Here is an 18,189-nt window from a genome sequence, read left to right as displayed (position 1 = left end):
AAACTCAGTTCATGAACCATTCCTTCATGCGCGCCAGCAGGCTCTTGAAATTGCCTGTCTGGGCGGCGACCTTGCGGCCGCGCACGCGCTGCATTCTTGCTTCCTGCAACAAGCCCATCACCGTCGAGAAGCGCGGATTGCGCATCACGTCGGCCAGGCTGCCTTCGTATTCGGGCACTGCCACGCGCACCGGCTTGAGGAACACGTCCTCGGCCAGTTCGATCATGCCGGGCAGCTGCGCCGAGCCGCCGGTCAGGACCACGCCGGAAGCCAGCAGGTCTTCGTAGCCGGAATCGCGCACGACCTGCTGCACCAGCGTGAACAGCTCTTCCACGCGCGGCTCGATCACCGCGCCCAGTGCCTGGCGCTTGACCTGGCGCGGGCCGCGATCGCCCAGGCCCGGCACTTCCACGGACTCGTCCGGGCTGGCCAGCACCTGCTTGGCCACGCCGTAGCGCAGCTTGATTTCCTCGGCATCGGGCGTGGGCGTGCGCAGCATCGCGGCGATGTCGTTGGTGATCTGGTCGCCGGCGATGGGCAGCACGGCGGTATGGCGGATCGCGCCGCCGGTGAAGATGGCCACGTCGGTGGTGCCGCCGCCGATGTCGACCAGCACCACGCCCAGCTCCTTTTCATCGGCGGTGAGCACGGCCAGGCTGGAGGCCAGGGGCTGCAGGATCAGGTCCTGCACTTCCAGGCCGCAGCGGCGCACGCACTTGACGATGTTCTGGGCGGCACTGACCGCGCCCGTCACGATGTGCACGCGCACTTCCAGGCGCAGGCCGCTCATGCCGATGGGCTCGCGGATGTCTTCCTGGCCATCGACGATGAACTCCTGCGTCAGCACGTGCAGCACCTGCTGGTCGGTCGGGATGTTCACCGCCTTGGCGGTCTCGATGACGCGGGCAACGTCGGTGGCGGTGACTTCCTTGTCCTTCACGGCGACCATGCCGCTGGAATTGAAGCTGCGGATATGGCTGCCGGCAATGCCGGTGTAGACGTCGCGAATCTTGCAATCTGCCATCAGCTCGGCTTCTTCAAGCGCGCGCTGGATGGAATTCACAGTGGTCTCGATATTGACGACCACGCCCTTGCGCATGCCGCGCGATTCGTGCTGGCCCAGGCCGAGCACTTCGAATCGCCCTTCAGGCAAAATTTCAGCCACCACAGCCACCACCTTGCTGGTGCCGATATCGAGGGCGACGATAAGGTCCTTGATGTCACGGGTCATGGCGTTAGCGTTTCTTGGGAGGTTTCGGTATGGATTTGGATTTGGTTTCCGACGGCGGCAACGGGGCCAGCGCCAGGGCGAAACCATTCGGATAGCGCAAATCGGCCTGCGTCACGGTGCGCCCTTCCAGGCGCCCCGCCACGGCGGGCCACGCCTGCACAAAACGTTGAATGCGGGCCGCGAACGGCAGCGCGCCCGGCAAGCCATGCGGATCCGGCGCATCGGCGCCCGGATCGCGGCCCAGGTCCAGCGACATGCCGTTCGACAGCACCACGCGCCAGGCGTAGCGCGGACTCAGGTCCAGCTGTGTCACGTGCATGTCCAGCGGGGCGAACCAGCGCGCCAATTCGGCGTAGCGCTGCACGACCAGCGATTCGGTGCCATCCGGACCGGAGAATTGCGGCAACACGGTCTCGTCGTCCACCTCGCCCGTGTTGGCCGTGAACGCCTCGCCCCAGGTGTTGATCATCTGGTTCTCGTTCCACAGCGCCAGGGGCTGCTGTTCCTCGATCCGCACGCGCAGCACATTGGGCCAGATCCGCCGCACCGTGGCATGCCGGACCCACGGGACCGACTCGAAGATCTCGCGCGCGTCGTCCAGGTCCACCGTGAAGAAATTGCCCTTGAAGCGGCCCGCGATCGCCGACCGCACCGCCCCCGTGGACACGTAGTGCAGCTCGGTGTCCGGCATCGATTCCAGCTCGATCGCCGACAGCGTGAAGAACGGGCGTTGCACGACCCACACCACGCCCGCGACGAGCATGGCGCAAACCGCCAGCACGGCCAGCGTGTTGGCGATCAGGTTGGTGGTGCGAGCGTCGTTCCACACAGAGTATCCGGGTCAAGCGTTGCGGGCCGGGCTGCGCACTTTGCACGCGGCCTCGGACAAGATCGCCACGCACAGGTCGGCGTAGCTGATTCCCACCGCCTTCGCGGCCATGGGAACGAGTGAGTGACTGGTCATGCCAGGCGAGGTATTCATTTCAAGCAGCCACGGCCGGTTGTCGCGGTCGAGGATGAAATCGGCGCGGCCCCAGCCTTCGCAGCCCAGCGCCTGGTAAGCCTTGACCGCAATCTCGGCGACTTCCGCGGCCACTTCGGGCGGCAGCGTGGCCGGGCAGAAGTACTGCGTGTCGTCGGAAAAGTACTTGTGCTCGTAGTCGTAATTGCCGCCAGGCGCGGCGATCTCGATGACGGGCAGCGCGCGCGCGGTCTTGCCGCCGCCCAGCACCGCCACGGTCAGCTCGCGGCCGGTGATGAACTGCTCGGCCAGCACTTCGGCGTCGAAACGCGCGGCCGCGGCGTAGGCTTCCTTCATGTCGGAATAGCCCACCACCTTGGTGATGCCCACCGTCGAACCTTCGTGCGGCGGCTTGATGATCAGCGGCAGGCTCAGGCGGTCCGGCACCAGGCGCAGTTCCGTGTCCGCGTCCAGCAATTCAAAGTCGGGCGTGGGTAGACCATGCTGCAGCCACACGCGCTTGGTCATGGTCTTGTCCATGGCGAGCGCGGACGCCAGCGGGCCGCTGCCGGTGTAGGGGATGCCCAGCAATTCCAGGGCGCCCTGGATCGTGCCGTCTTCGCCATAGCGGCCGTGCAAAGCGATGAACACGCGGTCAAAGCCCTGTGCTGCCAACTCGGACAGGCTGCGCTCGCCCGTGTCGAACAGGTGCGCGTCGACGCCGGCGCTGACCAGCGCCTGGTGCACGCCCGCGCCCGACATCAAGGACACTTCGCGCTCGGCGGATCGCCCGCCGTACAACACACCCACCTTGCCGAATTGCGTGCTCATGCCAGTTCTCCAACTTGGGCGGGGACCTTGCTGATCGAACCCGCTCCCATAACAATCACCACGTCGCCGTCGCGCACGAAATCCACCACGGCCTGCGGCAATTCCGCCACGTCCTCGACGAACACCGGTTCGACCTTGCCGGCCACGCGCAAGGCGCGCGACAGGGCCCGGCCGTCCGCCGCCACCAGCGGCGGTTCGCCCGCGGCGTAGACCTCGGTCAGCAGCACGGCATCAGCGGTGCCCAGCACGCGCACGAAGTCTTCAAAACAATCCCGAGTCCGCGTGTAGCGATGCGGCTGGAACGCCAGCACGATGCGGCGGTCGGGCCAAGCGCCGCGCGCGGCGGCCAGCGTGGCGGCCATTTCCACCGGATGGTGGCCGTAATCGTCGATCACCGTGAAGCTGCCGCCGCCATGGTTGGCGGGCACGGGGAAGTCGCCGGTTTGCGTGAAGCGGCGGCCCACGCCGTGGAAGGAAGACAGCGCCTCGCAGATGGCCTCGTCGGCCACGCCCAGCTCGGTCGCCACGGCGATCGCGGCCAGCGCGTTGCGCACGTTGTGCAAGCCGGGCAGGTTCAGTTCGACCTGCAGCGGCGGCAACAGGGTGTCGCGATGCGTGCGCTGCACGTTGAAGCGCATGCGCGTGCCTTGCGGCTGCACTTCGTAGGCGCGCACCTGCGCCTCTTCGTTCAGGCCGTAGGTCGTGATGGGCCGCGACACGAAGGGCATGATCTCGCGCACATTCGCGTCGTCCGAACACAGCACGGCGCTGCCGTAGAACGGCAGGCGCTGCGTGAACTCGATGAAGGCGCTCTTCAGGCGCGCCACATCATGCCCGTAGGTGTCCATGTGATCAGCATCGATGTTGGTCACGATGGCCATCACCGGCAGCAGGTTCAGGAACGAGGCGTCGGATTCGTCGGCTTCGACCACGATGTAGTCGCCCTGCCCCAGGCGCGCATTGGCGCCGGCGGAATTCAGGCGGCCGCCGATCACGAAGGTCGGATCCAGGTCGCCGGCGGCGAGCACGCTGGCCACCAGGCTGGTCGTGGTGGTCTTGCCGTGCGTACCGGCGACGGCGATGCCGCGCTTCAGGCGCATCAGTTCGGCCAACATGATGGCGCGCGGCACCACCGGAATGCGCGCCGCGCGGGCGGCGATCACCTCGGGGTTGTCGCCTGCCACTGCCGTGGACGTGACGATGGCGGCAGCGCCGGTGACGTTGCTGGCCACGTGGCCGATCGCGATCTTCATGCCCAGGCCGGCCAGGCGGCGCGTCACCGCCGACTCGTTCAGGTCGGAACCGCTGATGGTGTAGCCCAGGTTGAGCAGCACCTCGGCAATGCCGCTCATGCCCGAGCCGCCTATGCCTACGAAATGGATATGTTGAATTCTGTGTTTCATGATGAACGCCCCGCTGCTTGTTCACAGACGTCGGCGATATGGGCCGCGGCTTCGGGGCGCGCATGCGCGCGGGCCCGTTCGGCCACGGCTTGAAGTTCTTGTCGGGAGCGCTGGCCCAGCCACTGCGCCAGCCACTCGGGAGTGAGGCCGGTCTGCGGCTGCAGCCAGGCGGCCTGCGCGTCGCTCAGGAAGCGCGCGTTGGCAGTCTGGTGGTCATCGATGGCATGCGGGAACGGCACGAACAAGGCCGCGACGCCCGCTGCAGCCACTTCGGACACCGTCATGGCGCCCGCGCGGCAGATCAGCAGGTCGGCCTCACCCATGGCGCCCGCCATGTCATCGATGAATGCGCGGCAGTCGGCTTCCACGCCCGCCTGGGCGTAGGCCTGCTGCAGCGCGGGCAAATGTTGTTCGCCAGCCTGGTGCACCACCACCGGCCGGCTTTCCTGCGGCAGCAGCGCCAGCGCCTGCGGCAGCGTGGTATTCAGCGCCAGGGCGCCCAGGCTGCCGCCCACGACCAGCACGCGCAGCGGACCGCCGCGGCCGGCATAGCGCGCCGCCGGGTCCGGCAGCGCGCACAGGTCCGCTCGCACCGGATTGCCCATGGCCTCGCCCTTGGGCAACACGCCGGGAAAGCCGCTGAGCACGCGCCGCGCCATCCTGGCCAGCCACTTGTTCGCGGTACCGGCCACGGCATTCTGTTCATGCACCACCAGCGGCGTGCCGCGCAGCGCGGCAATGACGCCGCCCGGGAACGCCACATAGCCGCCCATGCCCAACACCACGTCGGGCCGCACATCGGACAGACGCGACCAGGCTTGTCCGAACGCGCGCAACAGCAGGAACGGCAGCTTCAGCAGCGCCGAGGCACCCTTGCCGCGCACGCCCTGGAAGCGCAGCGGGACCAGCTCGATGCCGCGCGGCGGCACCAACCGGCCTTCCATCTTCTCGGGATTGCCCAGCCACAGCACGCGCCAGCCGCGCTCGCGCAACACGTCAGCCACGGCCAGGCCCGGCATGATGTGCCCGCCGGTGCCGCCGGCCATGATCAGGATCGTGCGCGAGGTGCTCATACCCGCCCCCCACGCATCATGACGCGGTTTTCCACGTCGACCCGGATCAGCATGGCGAGCGCGCACAGGTTCATCACCACGCCCGAACCGCCGTAGCTCATCAGGGGCAGGGTCAGGCCCTTGGTGGGCAGCAGGCCCAGGCAGACGCCCATGTTGATGAAGGCCTGCACGCCGAACCACATCGCCACGCCATGCGCCACCAGGCCCGCGAAGGTGCGTTCCATGGCGATGGCCTGGCGGCCGATGTCGAAACCGCGGTAAACAATGATGGCGAACAGCGTGATGACCAGCATCACGCCGGCGAAACCCAGTTCTTCTCCCACCACCGCCATCAGGAAGTCGGTGTGCGCCTCAGGCAGGTAGTGCAGCTTTTCGACGCTGGCGCCCAGGCCCACGCCCAGCCATTCGCCGCGGCCCAGGGCGATCAGCGAGTGCGACAGCTGGTAGGCGCTGCCGTAGGCATTGTCTTCGTTCCAGGGATCCAGATAGGCGAACAGGCGCGCGCGGCGCCACGGCGACAGCCAGATCAGCATCAGGAAGGTGCTGACCAGCACCGCCAGCAGGCTGCTGAAGTACTTGCCGTTGATGCCGCCCAGGAACAGGATGCCGATGGCGATCGCCACGATCACCATGAATGCGCCCAGGTCGGGCTCGAGCAGCAGCAGCATGCCGACGCCCGCCAACGCGAATGCCATCGGCAGGAAGCCGCGCGCAAAGGCCTGCATGTGTTCCTGCTTGCGCACGGTGTAATCGGCGGCGTAGAGCAGCGCAGCCAGCTTCATCAGTTCGGAAGGCTGGAAGTTCAGCGGACCCAGCGGGATCCAGCGGTGCGCGCCGTTGACTTCGCGGCCGATGCCAGGAATCAGCACGGCCACCAGCAGCACGATGGCCACCACGAACAAGGGCACGGCCAGGCGCTGCCACACGCGGATCGGCACAGCCAGCACCACGGCGGCGGCAAGCAGTCCGGCGCTGATGAACAGGCCGTGGCGGATCACGAAGTAGTAGCGGCCATAGGACGCGTAGCGCGGGCCGTCGGCCAGCGCGATCGACGCCGAATACACCATCAGCAGGCCGAGCAGCAGCAAGGTCGAAGCCGCGATGACCAGCGGCAGATCGAAGTTGCGCATGCGGGTACGGCCGGGCCGTACGGCATTGACGCTGGCGGTGAGATCGGCGATCAGGCTCATGCGACCTCTCCACGGTCGCGGGCCAGGTCTTCGACCTCTTCCATGAACACCTGTCCGCGATGCGGGTAGTTGCGGAACATGTCCAAGCTGGCGCAGGCTGGCGACAGCAGCACGGCATCGCCGGGCTGGGCCAGTTCGGCGGCGCCGCGCACGGCGTCTCGCAGCGTCTCGACCGTCACGCAATTCACGCCGGTCGGCGCCAGCACGCGGCCGATTTCGGGGCCGTCCAGGCCGATCAGCATCACGGCGCGCGCATGGCGCGCCACCACCGGAATCAGCGGCGAGAAATCCTGACCCTTGCCCTGGCCGCCGGCGATCAGCACCACCGGCTGGCCCAGGCCCTCCAGCGCGGCGACGGTGGCGCCCACGTTGGTGCCCTTGCTGTCATTGATGTAGTCGACCCCGCCGATGGTGCGCACGAACGCTGCGCGATGCGGTTCGCCGCCGTACTCGCGCAGCGCGCGCAGCATGGCGCCCCAGCCCAGGTCCAGGCAGCGCGCCAATTGCAGCGCGGCCAGCGCATTCAAGGCATTGTGGATGCCGCGGATGCGCAGGGCATCCACCGGCATCAGGCGGCTCATGCGGCCCTTGGCGCGCACGGGTTCGGGCGCGTCCTTCTTGCGGCGCACCGGCGGCGCGGGTTCGTCGAAATCGTTCGGTTCGCAAGCCGCCAGCCAGGCCACGCCCTGCCCCAGCTCCAAGCCCATGTCGCCGACCAGTTCCGGCACGTCGCGGCCGAAGCTGCGCACATTCAGCGCGTTCAGGGTCGCGACCATGTCGACGGTGTACGGATCGTCACGGTTGACGATGGCCACGCGGGCCATCTTCAGCACGCGGGCCTTGGCCTGCGCATAGGCTGCCATGCTGCCGTGCCAGTCCAGGTGATCCTGGGTGACGTTCAGCACCACGGCCGCGTCGGCCATCAGCGAACGCGTGGTTTCCAGTTGGAAGCTGGACAACTCCAGCACCCAGACCTGCGGCAGCGACTCAGCGTCCAGCGCGTCCATCAGCGCGGTCAACGCCGCGGGGCTGATGTTGCCTGCCGCCACGACCGACAGGCCGCTGGCCTCGATCAGTTGGCGCGTCAGCGCGGTGACGGTGGTCTTGCCGTTGGTGCCGGTCACGGTCAAAAGGCGCGGCCGGTACTCGCGCGTTTCGGCCAGCTCGGCCAGCGCGCGCGCAAACAATTCAATCTCGCCGACGATCTCGATGCCGCGGGCCTCGGCCTCGCGCAGCAGATCCGCCGCGGGCGCCTGCGCCGGCGCCAGGCCGGGGCTCAGCACCACCTGGCTCACGCCGTCCAGCAGCGCCGTGTCGAAGGATTCGTCGCAGCCCAGGCGATATTCCACTTCGCTTTGCGCCAGCGACTCGCGCAGCGCGGCCAGCCCGCCCGGCTCGGCGCGCGTGTCGGCCACCCGCAAGCGGGCGCCGAGTCGGGCGCACCAGCGAGCGGCGGCGACACCCGTCTCGCCCAATCCGAGGATCAGGACGAGCGGCGCGTCTGCGCGGGAGGATTCCATCGTATTCATCGCAACTTCAGGGTAGAGAGGCCAATCAGCACCAGCATCATGCTGATGATCCAGAAACGCACGACCACCTGGGTTTCTTTCCAGCCACCCACTTCAAAGTGATGATGCAACGGGGCCATGCGGAAAATGCGTCTACCTGTTCCATAACGTCGCTTGGTGTACTTGAACCAAGTCACTTGCATCATCACGGAAAGCGTCTCGACCACGAACACGCCGCCCATGATGAACAGCACGATTTCCTGGCGCACGATGACGGCGATGGTGCCCAACGCGCCGCCCAGCGCCAGCGCGCCGACGTCACCCATGAAGACCTGCGCCGGATACGCGTTGAACCACAAAAACGCCAGGCCGGCGCCGCCGATCGCGGCGCACAGCACCATCAATTCCGATGCACCGGGGATATAGGGGAACAACAGGTACTTCGAATAGTCCACCCGGCCGACCACGTACGCGAAGATGCCCAACGCGCTGCCCACCATGACGGTCGGCATGATGGCCAGGCCGTCGAGGCCGTCGGTCAGGTTCACGGCATTGCTGGTGCCGACGATGACGGCCCAGGTCAACGCCACGAAGCCCAATACACCCAGCGGATAGCTCACGCTCTTGAAGAACGGAACGATCAGGTCGGCGCGCGTCGGCAGGGGCATCGTGAAGCCGCTGCCGACCCAGGCCTTGAACAGGGGCCACAGTTCGGTATTGGCGGGCGCCGACACGGCGAACGCCAGATACACCGCGGCCACGATGCCGATCGTGGCCTGCCAGAAGAACTTCTGCCGCGCGGGCATGCCTTCCGGATCGCGATAAACCACCTTGCGGTAGTCGTCCATCCAGCCGATCCAGCCGAAGCCGAAAGTCACCAGCAGCACCACCCACACGAAGCGGTTGGTCCAGTCGGCCCACAGCAGCGTGCTGATGGCGATGGAAATAAGGATCAGCACACCGCCCATGGTAGGCGTGCCGGTCTTGACCAGATGGGTTTCCGGACCGTAGGAGCGCACGGCCTGGCCGATCTTCATCTCGGTAAGTTTACGGATCACGCGCGGACCGGCCACCAGGCCGATCAAAAGCGCGGTCGCGCATGCCAGCACGGCGCGCAGGGTGATGTATTCGAACACCCCCAGCGCGCGCACATCGTCAGACAGCATGCGGGCGATTTCAAGCAGCATTCTGCTCTCCCTGCCCCTTGGCCGTCACACCTTCATTCGTAGAAAAAGCCGTCACTACCCGCTCCATGCGCATAAAGCGCGATCCCTTTATCAATACGCAGGACGCGCGCAAGCCGCGCAACGCGGCAACCACTTCGTCTACCGATGCGCAGGCGTGCGCGCCCACACCGAATGCGGCCGCGGCCGCCCGGCTGGCTTCGCCTAGCGTGATGAACGCGTCGAGCCCATGCTCGCGCGCGTAATTGCCCACCTCTACATGCATGGCGGGGCCGTTGTCCCCGACCTCGCCCATGTCGCCCAGCACCAGGACGCGCTTGCCGGCCATGCGGGCCAGCACGTCCACGGCTACGCGAACCGAGTCGGGGTTGGCATTGTAGGTGTCATCGATGAGCAACGTTCCGTCACTCATATGCTTGTGCTGCATGCGGCCCGCGACGGGGCTGAAACCGGCCAGGGCGCGCACCGCGCCTTCCAGCGGCGCGCCCGCGGCGATCGCGCTGGCGATGGCCGCCAGCGCGTTGCGCAGGTTGTGCAGGCCCGGCACCGGCAGCGCCAGATCCGCGACACCCAGCGGCGTGACCACGCGGCAACGCGTGGCTTGCACGTCCGCCAGAATCTGCTCGGCATACACGTCCAGGCCGGGCTGCAGGCCGAAGCGCAGCACGCGGCGCGGCTCGGCCAGCGCGTCCCAGATCGCCGAATAAGGTTCATCGCCGGGATAGACCGCGACGCCATCGTCGGGCAGCGCTGCGATCGCCGCGCCGTTCTCGTGAGCCACGGCTTCCACGCTGTGCATGAATTCCTGGTGCTCGCGCTGGGCGTTGGTCACCAGCGCCACCGTGGGCGCGGCGATGGCGGCCAACTGCGCGATCTCGCCGGGGTGGTTCATGCCCAGCTCGAATACGGCTGCGCGGTGCTCCGGCCGCAGGCGCAGCAAGGTCAGCGGCACGCCGATGTCGTTGTTCAGGTTGCCCGCAGTCGCCAAACGGCCCGCCTCGCCCTGCCACTCGGCCAGCATGGCCGAGATCATTTCCTTGGTCGTGGTCTTGCCGTTGCTGCCGGTCACCGCTATTACGGGCAGCGCGAATTGCGCGCGCCAGGCGGCGCCGATGCGCATCAGCGCGTTGCGGGTATCGCCCAGCACCAATTGCGGTAGCTTGGCATCCGGCACGGCATGCGCCACCACGGCCGCGCAGGCGCCGCGCGCCTCGGCCTGGTCCAGATAGTTGTGCGCGTCGAAGTTCTCGCCCACCAGCGCCACGAACAATTCGCCCTGGCCGATGCGGCGGGTGTCGGTGGACACGCCCTTGACCTGCGGCACCAGCAGCGCCAGCCGCGCCCATTCGCGGTCGTCGAAGGGCAGCTTCTCGCCCCCGATGTCCTGATAGGTTTCATGCCCCTTGCCGGCCAGCAGCACCACGTCATCGGGCGCAGCCGCCCAGATGGTCTGCATGATGGCTCGCGCGCGGTCCACCTGCACGTCGGGACGCACACTGTCCGGAATGCCGGCCAGGATCTGTTCGACGATGGCTTCGGGCGATTCGGTGCGCGGGTTGTCGCTGGACACGACCACGTGGTCGGCCAGGTCCGCGGCGATACGGCCCATCTCGGGGCGCTTGCCCGGATCGCGCTCGCCGCCGCAGCCGAACAGGCAGATCAGGCGGCCCGAGCGCGCGGTCGCGACGGCGCGCAAGGCGGACAACGCCCGCGACAGCGCGTCGGGAGTATGCGCATAGTCCACCACCACCAGCGCGCCGCGGCCCGTAGGGGCCTGGGTGCTGTGCGCCACGGGCTCGACGGTCTGCAGGCGGCCGTCGACGGGGTCCGTCGCCGCCAGTTCGCGCGCGATCTGCGCAAAGGGCAGGCCCAATTGATACAGCACGCCCGCGACCAGCAGCAGGTTCGATACGTTGTGCGCGCCCAGCAGGCGGGTCACGATCTGGGCCTCGCCATGCGGCGATACCAGCGTGAAGATCTGGCCCTGGGCGGTGGCCTGGAGATCGCGCGCCCGCATGCCGGCGGGAATCTCCGGGTCTGCGCTCAGGCTATAGCCCATCGCCATGCCGGCAGGCAGACCGGCGATCAGGCGGCGTCCGGCTTCGTCGTCGGCGTTGATCACGGCGGCGGTCAGGCCCGGCCAGCGGAACAGGCGCGCCTTGGCGGCTTCGTACCGTTCCATCGTGCCGTGATAATCGAGATGATCACGGGTCAGATTGGTGAAGGCGGCCAGCGCCACACGCACGCCTTCCATCCGGCCCTGCTCGATGCCGATGGAGGAAGCCTCCATGGCGACGGCCTTGGCGCCGGCGTCGCGCATGGCTGCCAGGGTGCGGTGCACGGTCAGCACATCGGGCGTCGTCAGGTCGCCGCCCAGCGTCTGCCCATCGGGCAGCACGGCGCCCAGGGTGCCGATGGTGCCGCAAGGCTTGTCATTGCGGCTCAACGCGTGGGCGATCCATTGCACCGACGACGTCTTGCCGTTGGTGCCGGTCACGGCCACGACCGCCAGCGCGGCCGAGGGCCGCCCGTACCAGGTGTCGGCCAGCTCGCCCAACAGGGCGCGCAGGCCGGTCACCGGCAACATCGGCGCCTGGTCCGCCGCCGCCTGAATGGCATCGCTTGCGGGAGCTTCGAACAGCACCGCGCTGGCGCCCAGCGCCAACGCTTTCTCTATATAGAGACGTCCGTCGCTGGACAGGCCCGGGCAGGCGACGAAAACGTCGCCCGGCTCGATATCGCGGGAGTCCAGTTTGAGGTGCGCGGTCAACGACACGCGCGAATGCAACCACGCCACGGTTTCGGCAACCGTGGCGACAGGGTTGGAGAGGAAGCCTTTGGCGCTCATCTGCCTGGCTCCTTGAGACCAGCAACAATTGTGGATTCGAAGGGCGCGTCCGGGCGCACCCCCATCAGCCGCAAGCTCCCCCCCACGATCTGGGAGAACACGGGCGCGGCAATAGCGCCGCCGTAATAACCGCCAACCGTCGGCTCGTCGATGGACACGGCCACGACGATCTTCGGATCCGACACCGGAGCGAAGCCCACGTACGAGCTGCGATAACGTTGCATGCTGTACTTGCCGTCGACGATCTTGCGCGCCGTGCCGCTCTTGCCCGCCACGCGGTAGCCCTGCACCTGGGCAGCCTTGGTGCCTTCGGGACCGGCGGCGGCTTCGAGCATGCCGCGCACCATTTCGGTGGTCTTAGGCGTGTAGATCTTGACGCTGGTGGGGTCGCTGTCACGCTTGACCAGCGTCAGCGAAACCATGTCGCCATTGCGGGCGAAAACCGTATAGGCGCGCGCCACTTGCAGCAGCGACACCGACAGGCCGTAGCCATAGGCCATCGTGGCCTTTTCGATCAGGCGCCAGCGGTCCCAGGGGCGCAGGCGGCCGGGCGCCGCGCCGGGAAATCCCACCTGAGGCGCCTGGCCCAGGCCAAGTTCCGTGAAACGGTCCCACATTTCGCGGGATTCCAGCTTCTCGGAGATCATGGTCATGCCGATGTTGCTGGACTTGCGCAGCACCCCGGCCACGTCCAGCGTGCCGTTGCGGCTCACGTCGCTGATCGTGCTGCCTTGGTACTGGAAACGGCCGTTGCCGGTTTCGAACAGGGTCTTGGTGCTGATGCGGCCCAGGTCCAGCGCCAGCGCGGCGGTGAACGGCTTCATGATCGAGCCGGGCTCGAAGGTATCGGTAATAGCCTGGTTGCGCAGCTTGGAGCCGTGGAAGGTCTCGCGCTTGTTCGGATCGAAGGTCGGCACGTTGGCCAGAGCCAGGATCTCGCCGGTGTGCACGTCCACGACCACGGCAGTAGCGCCCTTGGCCTGGTGCTTGTCCATGGCATCCTTCAGGGCCTTGAACACCAGGTACTGCAGGCGGGTGTCGATCGACAGGCGCAGGTCGCGGCCGTCCACCGGCAGGGTCACGGCCTGCACGTCCTCGATCACGCGGCCCAGCCGGTCCTTGATGACGCGGCGGCTGCCGGGGCGTCCGGACAACTGCTGGTTGAACGTCAGTTCGACGCCTTCCTGCCCCTGGTCCTCGACGCTGTTGAAACCCACCACGTGGGCCATCACGTCGCCGTCCGGGTAGTAGCGGCGGGTCTCCGGCTGCTGGTGCACGCCGGGCATGCCCAACTGCTTGATCTTGTCGGCCACGTCCATGGAGACCTGGCGCTTCAGGTAGACGAAGTTCTTGTCCTCGTCGACGAGGCGGTGACGCAGGTCGGCCAAGGGCGTTTCCAGCAGCTTCGCCAACGTGTCCATCTGCGCGGGGGTAGCCTGCTTGGCGTCTTCGGGAATCGCCCAGATGGCGCGCGCCGGCACGCTGGAGGCCAGCACCGCGCCATTGCGGTCCATGATCTTGCCGCGCGTGGCGGCCAGGGTCAGCGTGCGCTCATAGCGCCGTTCGCCCTGCTGCTGCAGGAATTCAGTGGACAGCCCCTGCAGGAACAGCGCGCGGCCGGCCAGCACGGTGAAGCCGCCGAATAGCAGGATCAACACCAGGCGCGCGCGCCACGTGGGCAATTGCCCGCGCAGCACAGGATTGTCGAAGAAGGGGACGCGTTTCATTGCGCGCCTCCGCTGGCGGAGACAGGCGCCTGGTTCATGTACAGCGTGCGGTCCGGAACGATGGAAATCATCTTCAGGCCGTCACGCGCAATTGCGTCCACCCGCGCGTTGCGGGCGAGTTCGGCGCGGTCCAGCTGCAGACGCCGCCAACTGGTTTCGAGGTCGCGTGCGTGCGCCTGATCGCGGCCCAGCTCGATGAAGAGCTGGCGCGACTGATACCGGCTGGTGACCAGGGAAATGGCCGACAGCATCAGCAAAGCCGCAACGATCAGGTTGACGCGACCCATTAGCGACGCCCCCCCTTGCCGCGGCGCGGCGGAGGAGCCAGGTCGCTGCCCGGCAGCGAACCGATTTTCACGAACGCGAAGCCGCCCTCGGCGGGCAGCGGCGTTTCGGTGCGTTCGGCGACGCGCAGGACGGCGGAGCGGGCGCGGGCATTGGCCGAGACCTCATCGTCTTCGGCCAGCACGCGCCCGAGGGACCGTAGGATCGGCTGGGGCATTTCGCTTTCCCGCAGGGGCAGGCGCGCATGCGCGGCAGCCGGACGAGCCGCCGCCGCGATGCACTGCTTGACCATGCGGTCTTCAAGCGAATGAAAGCTGATCACCGCCAACCTCCCTCCCGGGGCGAGCAGGTCTAGAGCTGCCGCGAGGGTGCGCGCGAGCTCTTCGAGTTCCCGATTGATGTAAATCCGTAGAGCTTGAAAGGTGCGTGTGGCCGGATGCTGCCCCTTTTCGCGCGTGCGGACGGCGCTGGCGACGCACTCGGCAAGTTCGAGCGTGGTGCGCAGCGGCCTTGTTGCGCGGCGAGCAGCAATCGCCTTTGCAACCTGAAAAGCAAACCGTTCTTCGCCATAATCCGCTATGACCTCCCGCATCTCATCCACACTGGCTTGCGCCAGCCAATCCGCCACCGTGGGACCACGAGTGGTGTCCATCCGCATATCGAGCGGGCCGTCTCGCATGAACGAGAAACCGCGCTCGGCATCGTCGATCTGAGGCGAGGAAACGCCCAGATCCAGCATCACGCCATCGACCTTGCCGATGCCGAGCTGCTCCAATTCTTCGGCCATGGTGGCAAAGCCGCCATGCACCACGGTGACCCTCGGGTCCGCCGCCGCCAACGCATTGGCTACGGCGATCGCCTCCGGGTCCTTGTCGAACACCACCAGCCTGGCGGCCTTGCCCAGGCGGCCCAGCAGTTCGCGGCTGTGCCCGCCACGTCCAAAGGTGCCGTCGACGAAGACGCCGCCTTCCGCTCGCGTAGCCGTAGCCGGCCCGGCCTGCTGATGCGACCGTGTCGCGCCCTTGCCGCCGAAGTCGGGCAGCAATAACGCGTCCACCGTCGGCTCCAGCAGAACGGGCCGATGTTCGAATTCCATAACTTTTTCAGAACGAAAACTGATTCAACACATCCGGCATACCCTTGGCCAGGTCCTCAGCCTCGCGGCTGGCCAGAGTAGCGGCGTCCCACAGCTCGAAGTGCGCGCCCAGACCGAGCAGCATCACATCGCGCGTCATACCGGAAGCGTTGCGCAGTTCAGGAGCGATCAGGACCCGGCCGGAGCCGTCCAGTTCCACGTCCTGAGCGTTGCCCAGCAACAGCCGCTGCAACGCGCGCGCCGTCATGGGAAAGGCGGCAATCTGCTCGCGCTTCTTTTCCCACTCAGGCCGCGGGTAGACCAGCAAGCAGCCGTCAGGGTGGCGTGTCAGGGTCAGCCGGCCATCGGCCTGCGACATGAGCGCGTCACGATGCCGGGTCGGAATCGAGATCCGTCCCTTGGCATCCAGCGTGAGCGCGCTGCTTCCCTGAAACACCACTTTTACCCCACTTAATTGCACAATTTCCTACTATTTCCCACTCTACGGTATGGGATCAGGGCGGTCAAGCGCGTGGTTGCAATTTTTTCAATCACAACAAGGACTTAGATCAATATGTAAATCCGCAAAAAGAAAAACCTCCCAATAAATCAGGAGGTTGCGACACTATCTAAAAGTCCTTCTTCAGAAGTGGCGGCTAACAATGGCTTTGCATTGTTTTACGATCCGTCGATTGCTCCAGTTGGCGAGGCTTCCCGCCGACCCCGGCGCTTCGAGAGATCGAAAAATTGGCGCAACCCGCCCAGCGCGATGCCAGGCTCCAGCCTGGGCATCGCTCGCTTTGAGAATGAGTTGCAAGACGGGTCTATAGGCCGGATTCTGTACACCAGGTTTCCCTGGCGGACGATCATTCCTCTGCGCGGATCATTGCTGAGCCGCTCTAGCCATCTACCCGCATGCTTGGACGGAGCCGCCCTTCGCGATCCGAAGACCGCACGCATGCCTATTTGATGTTGCTCCGGGTAGAGGTTGCCGCGTTTCACCCTGCGATGCCGCCGCCCGTTGCCGGACGGCGCGATACGGAGATGGCCGTATCTGTGCGCGCGATGCGCGCCCGCCCCGCAGACTCGTCTCTGTGGCCCTATTCCTCAACCGCGCCCGAAGACGCGGCCGGACGGCCGTTAGCCGTTACCCTGCCCTGTGGAGTCCGGACCTTCCTCGATGAATTCGCATCCACCGCGATCGTCCAACCCGCCTTGCGGTGCGTATTCTATTACACCCGGCAGCTCTGTCCCCGAAGGGGCCTCGGCACGGGTCGCACAAACGGCTTTGCGGGGTTCCTGCGACAATACGCCTTGATTCAGTCAGACGCCGCAGACACTACCCACCACATGGCCCTTGCTACGCTCATCACCCTTACCGACATCCAGCTGGCCTATGGCCACCATCCCCTGCTGGATCACGCCGATTTCGCCATCCAGGCCGGCGAGCGCATCGGCCTCATCGGCCGCAACGGCGCCGGCAAGTCCTCCTTGCTGAGACTGCTGGACGGCCGGACCCTGCCCGACGACGGCGACATCGCCCGCAGCTCGGGACTGCGCGTGGCCACAGTCGAGCAAGAGCCCGAACTGGACGAAAACGCCACCGTATTCGACGTCGTCTGCAATGTCGAGGGTGACCACGAGGATTGGCAGCGCCCGTCCCGCGTGCGCTCGGTGCTGGAAAAACTTGGCCTGCCCGCTGACGTGCAGATCGCCGGCCTGTCCGGCGGCACGCGCAAGCGCGTCGCGCTGGCGCGCGCCCTGGTCGACGAGCCGGATCTGCTGCTGCTGGACGAACCCACCAACCACCTGGACTTCGAGGGCATCGCCTGGTTGGAAGAAATGCTGCGCACCTGGAAAGGCGCCGCGGTCATCATCACCCACGACCGCCGCTTCCTGGATTCCGTCGCCACCCGCATCGTCGAGCTCGACCGCGGGCGCCTGCTGAGCTTTCCCGGCAATTTTTCGCAATGGCAGGAGCGCAAGGCCCAGTGGCTCGAGTCCGAGCGCCTGGAGCAAGCCCGCTTCGACAAGCTGCTGGCGCAGGAAGAAGTCTGGATCCGCAAGGGCGTCGAAGCCCGCCGCACCCGCAATGAAGGCCGCGTGCGCCGCCTTGAACAGCTGCGCGTCGATCGCGCCGAACGCCGCGAACGCGTCGGCGACGTATCGCTGGCGCTTGCCGAAGGCCAGCGCTCCGGCAAGCTGGTCGCCGAACTCGACCACGTGTACAAAGCCTTCGGCGACAAAATCGTGGTGGACGACTATTCCACCACCATCCTGCGCGGCGACCGCATCGGCATCATCGGTCCCAACGGCGCCGGCAAAACCACCCTGCTCAAGCTGATCCTGGGCGAGATGCAACCCGACAGCGGCACGACTCGGCTGGGTACCAACGTTGCGGTAGCGTATTTCGACCAGATGCGCGCGCAGCTGGACGAGAACGCCACGCTCATCGACATCATCAGCCCGGGCAGCGAGTGGGTCGAGATCGGCGGCGCCCGCAAGCACGTCATGAGCTACCTGGGCGACTTCCTGTTCTCGCCCGCCCGCGCCGGCTCGCCCGTGCGCAGCCTGTCCGGCGGCGAACGCGCCCGCCTGCTGCTGGCGCGCCTGTTTGCCCGCCCCGCCAACATCCTGGTACTGGACGAACCCACCAACGACCTCGACATCGAAACGCTGGAGTTGCTGGAAGAGTTGCTGCAGGAGTACCAGGGCACAGTGCTGCTGGTCAGCCATGACCGCGCCTTCCTGAACAACGTCGTCACGCAGACCATCGCCTACGAAGGCAATGGCCGCTGGCGCGACTACGTGGGCGGCTATGACGAATGGGTCGCCCAGCGGCCCGCGCCGGCCGCTCCTGCTGAAGACACCGC

At 66.7% G+C, this 18,189-nt stretch carries 14 protein-coding genes and 1 other RNA gene; 1 reads left to right on the top strand and 14 read right to left on the bottom strand.

The window, feature by feature from the left end; all coding sequences use genetic code 11:
• Nucleotides 1-4: 4 nt before the first annotated feature.
• The 14 genes from ftsA to rnpB form a co-directional block, all read right to left on the bottom strand.
• Complete coding sequence (ftsA, locus tag WBB14_RS31955; protein ID WP_006217473.1) at nucleotides 5-1,231, bottom strand: cell division protein FtsA; 1,227 nt, start codon at nucleotides 1,229-1,231, stop codon at nucleotides 5-7.
• Between the two features lie 4 nt (nucleotides 1,232-1,235).
• Nucleotides 1,236-2,060, bottom strand: a complete 825-nt coding sequence (locus WBB14_RS31950; RefSeq protein WP_424243334.1) for a cell division protein FtsQ/DivIB — start codon at nucleotides 2,058-2,060, stop codon at nucleotides 1,236-1,238.
• Between the two features lie 12 nt (nucleotides 2,061-2,072).
• Nucleotides 2,073-3,023: a D-alanine--D-alanine ligase gene (locus WBB14_RS31945; protein WP_424243333.1), complete on the bottom strand. Its 951-nt coding sequence runs from the start codon at nucleotides 3,021-3,023 to the stop codon at nucleotides 2,073-2,075.
• Nucleotides 3,020-4,426, bottom strand: coding sequence for a UDP-N-acetylmuramate--L-alanine ligase (murC, locus tag WBB14_RS31940; protein ID WP_424243332.1), 1,407 nt, complete (start codon nucleotides 4,424-4,426; stop codon nucleotides 3,020-3,022). The genes WBB14_RS31945 and murC overlap by 4 nt, the downstream gene beginning before the upstream one ends.
• Nucleotides 4,423-5,499 (bottom strand): undecaprenyldiphospho-muramoylpentapeptide beta-N-acetylglucosaminyltransferase, encoded by a 1,077-nt coding sequence (murG, locus tag WBB14_RS31935; protein ID WP_424243331.1) that lies wholly within the window; start codon nucleotides 5,497-5,499, stop codon nucleotides 4,423-4,425. Before murG ends, murC begins: the two co-directional genes overlap by 4 nt.
• Nucleotides 5,496-6,689, bottom strand: coding sequence for a putative lipid II flippase FtsW (ftsW, locus tag WBB14_RS31930; RefSeq protein ID WP_424243330.1), 1,194 nt, complete (start codon nucleotides 6,687-6,689; stop codon nucleotides 5,496-5,498). The genes murG and ftsW overlap by 4 nt, the downstream gene beginning before the upstream one ends.
• Nucleotides 6,686-8,218, bottom strand: coding sequence for a UDP-N-acetylmuramoyl-L-alanine--D-glutamate ligase (gene murD / locus WBB14_RS31925; RefSeq protein WP_424243329.1), 1,533 nt, complete (start codon nucleotides 8,216-8,218; stop codon nucleotides 6,686-6,688). Before murD ends, ftsW begins: the two co-directional genes overlap by 4 nt.
• Nucleotides 8,215-9,384 (bottom strand): phospho-N-acetylmuramoyl-pentapeptide-transferase, encoded by a 1,170-nt coding sequence (gene mraY, locus WBB14_RS31920; protein ID WP_013391525.1) that lies wholly within the window; start codon nucleotides 9,382-9,384, stop codon nucleotides 8,215-8,217. Before mraY ends, murD begins: the two co-directional genes overlap by 4 nt.
• Nucleotides 9,374-12,229, bottom strand: coding sequence for a bifunctional UDP-N-acetylmuramoyl-L-alanyl-D-glutamate--2,6-diaminopimelate ligase MurE/UDP-N-acetylmuramoyl-tripeptide--D-alanyl-D-alanine ligase MurF (gene murF, locus WBB14_RS31915; RefSeq protein ID WP_424243328.1), 2,856 nt, complete (start codon nucleotides 12,227-12,229; stop codon nucleotides 9,374-9,376). The genes mraY and murF overlap by 11 nt, the downstream gene beginning before the upstream one ends.
• A complete protein-coding gene (locus WBB14_RS31910) occupies nucleotides 12,226-13,956 on the bottom strand; it encodes a peptidoglycan D,D-transpeptidase FtsI family protein (protein ID WP_013391523.1) in 1,731 nt (576 codons plus the stop codon). The genes murF and WBB14_RS31910 overlap by 4 nt, the downstream gene beginning before the upstream one ends.
• Nucleotides 13,953-14,243, bottom strand: a complete 291-nt coding sequence (gene ftsL, locus WBB14_RS31905; RefSeq protein WP_207472113.1) for a cell division protein FtsL — start codon at nucleotides 14,241-14,243, stop codon at nucleotides 13,953-13,955. The genes WBB14_RS31910 and ftsL overlap by 4 nt, the downstream gene beginning before the upstream one ends.
• Entirely contained in the window at nucleotides 14,243-15,337 is a 1,095-nt protein-coding gene (gene rsmH / locus WBB14_RS31900) for a 16S rRNA (cytosine(1402)-N(4))-methyltransferase RsmH (protein ID WP_424243327.1), read from the bottom strand. Before rsmH ends, ftsL begins: the two co-directional genes overlap by 1 nt.
• Nucleotides 15,338-15,344: 7 nt before the next feature.
• The gene (gene mraZ, locus WBB14_RS31895; protein WP_006226256.1) at nucleotides 15,345-15,773 is read right to left on the bottom strand and encodes a division/cell wall cluster transcriptional repressor MraZ; all 429 of its coding nucleotides are present in this window, start codon (nucleotides 15,771-15,773) and stop codon (nucleotides 15,345-15,347) included.
• Between the two features lie 354 nt (nucleotides 15,774-16,127).
• Nucleotides 16,128-16,533, bottom strand: an RNA gene (gene rnpB / locus WBB14_RS31890) — RNase P RNA component class A.
• A 133-nt stretch (nucleotides 16,534-16,666) separates the two neighbouring features.
• Here rnpB and WBB14_RS31885 point away from each other — a divergent pair.
• Nucleotides 16,667-18,189 (top strand): ATP-binding cassette domain-containing protein (locus tag WBB14_RS31885; RefSeq protein ID WP_424243326.1); only part of this gene is annotated, 1,523 nt, incomplete at its 3' end.

Origin of the sequence: Achromobacter sp., assembly GCF_049647645.1 — a bacterium.
In the GTDB taxonomy this organism is placed as follows: Bacteria; Pseudomonadota; Gammaproteobacteria; order Burkholderiales; family Burkholderiaceae_B; genus Achromobacter.
This window is presented reverse-complemented; position numbering and strand designations above follow the sequence as displayed.

Excerpts from the sequence above, each read along its gene's own strand:
- mraY (WP_013391525.1), bottom strand. The coding sequence starts at position 9,384 with ATGCTGCTTGAAATCGCCCGCATGCTGTCTGACGATGTGCGCGCGCTG.
- WBB14_RS31910 (WP_013391523.1), bottom strand. The coding sequence starts at position 13,956 with ATGAAACGCGTCCCCTTCTTCGACAATCCTGTGCTGCGCGGGCAATTG.
- murF (WP_424243328.1), bottom strand. The coding sequence starts at position 12,229 with ATGAGCGCCAAAGGCTTCCTCTCCAACCCTGTCGCCACGGTTGCCGAA.
- ftsL (WP_207472113.1), bottom strand. The coding sequence starts at position 14,243 with ATGGGTCGCGTCAACCTGATCGTTGCGGCTTTGCTGATGCTGTCGGCC.
- ftsA (WP_006217473.1), bottom strand. The coding sequence starts at position 1,231 with ATGACCCGTGACATCAAGGACCTTATCGTCGCCCTCGATATCGGCACC.
- murG (WP_424243331.1), bottom strand. The coding sequence starts at position 5,499 with ATGAGCACCTCGCGCACGATCCTGATCATGGCCGGCGGCACCGGCGGG.
- ftsW (WP_424243330.1), bottom strand. The coding sequence starts at position 6,689 with ATGAGCCTGATCGCCGATCTCACCGCCAGCGTCAATGCCGTACGGCCC.
- rsmH (WP_424243327.1), bottom strand. The coding sequence starts at position 15,337 with ATGGAATTCGAACATCGGCCCGTTCTGCTGGAGCCGACGGTGGACGCG.
- WBB14_RS31945 (WP_424243333.1), bottom strand. The coding sequence starts at position 3,023 with ATGAGCACGCAATTCGGCAAGGTGGGTGTGTTGTACGGCGGGCGATCC.
- murD (WP_424243329.1), bottom strand. The coding sequence starts at position 8,218 with ATGAATACGATGGAATCCTCCCGCGCAGACGCGCCGCTCGTCCTGATC.
- murC (WP_424243332.1), bottom strand. The coding sequence starts at position 4,426 with ATGAAACACAGAATTCAACATATCCATTTCGTAGGCATAGGCGGCTCG.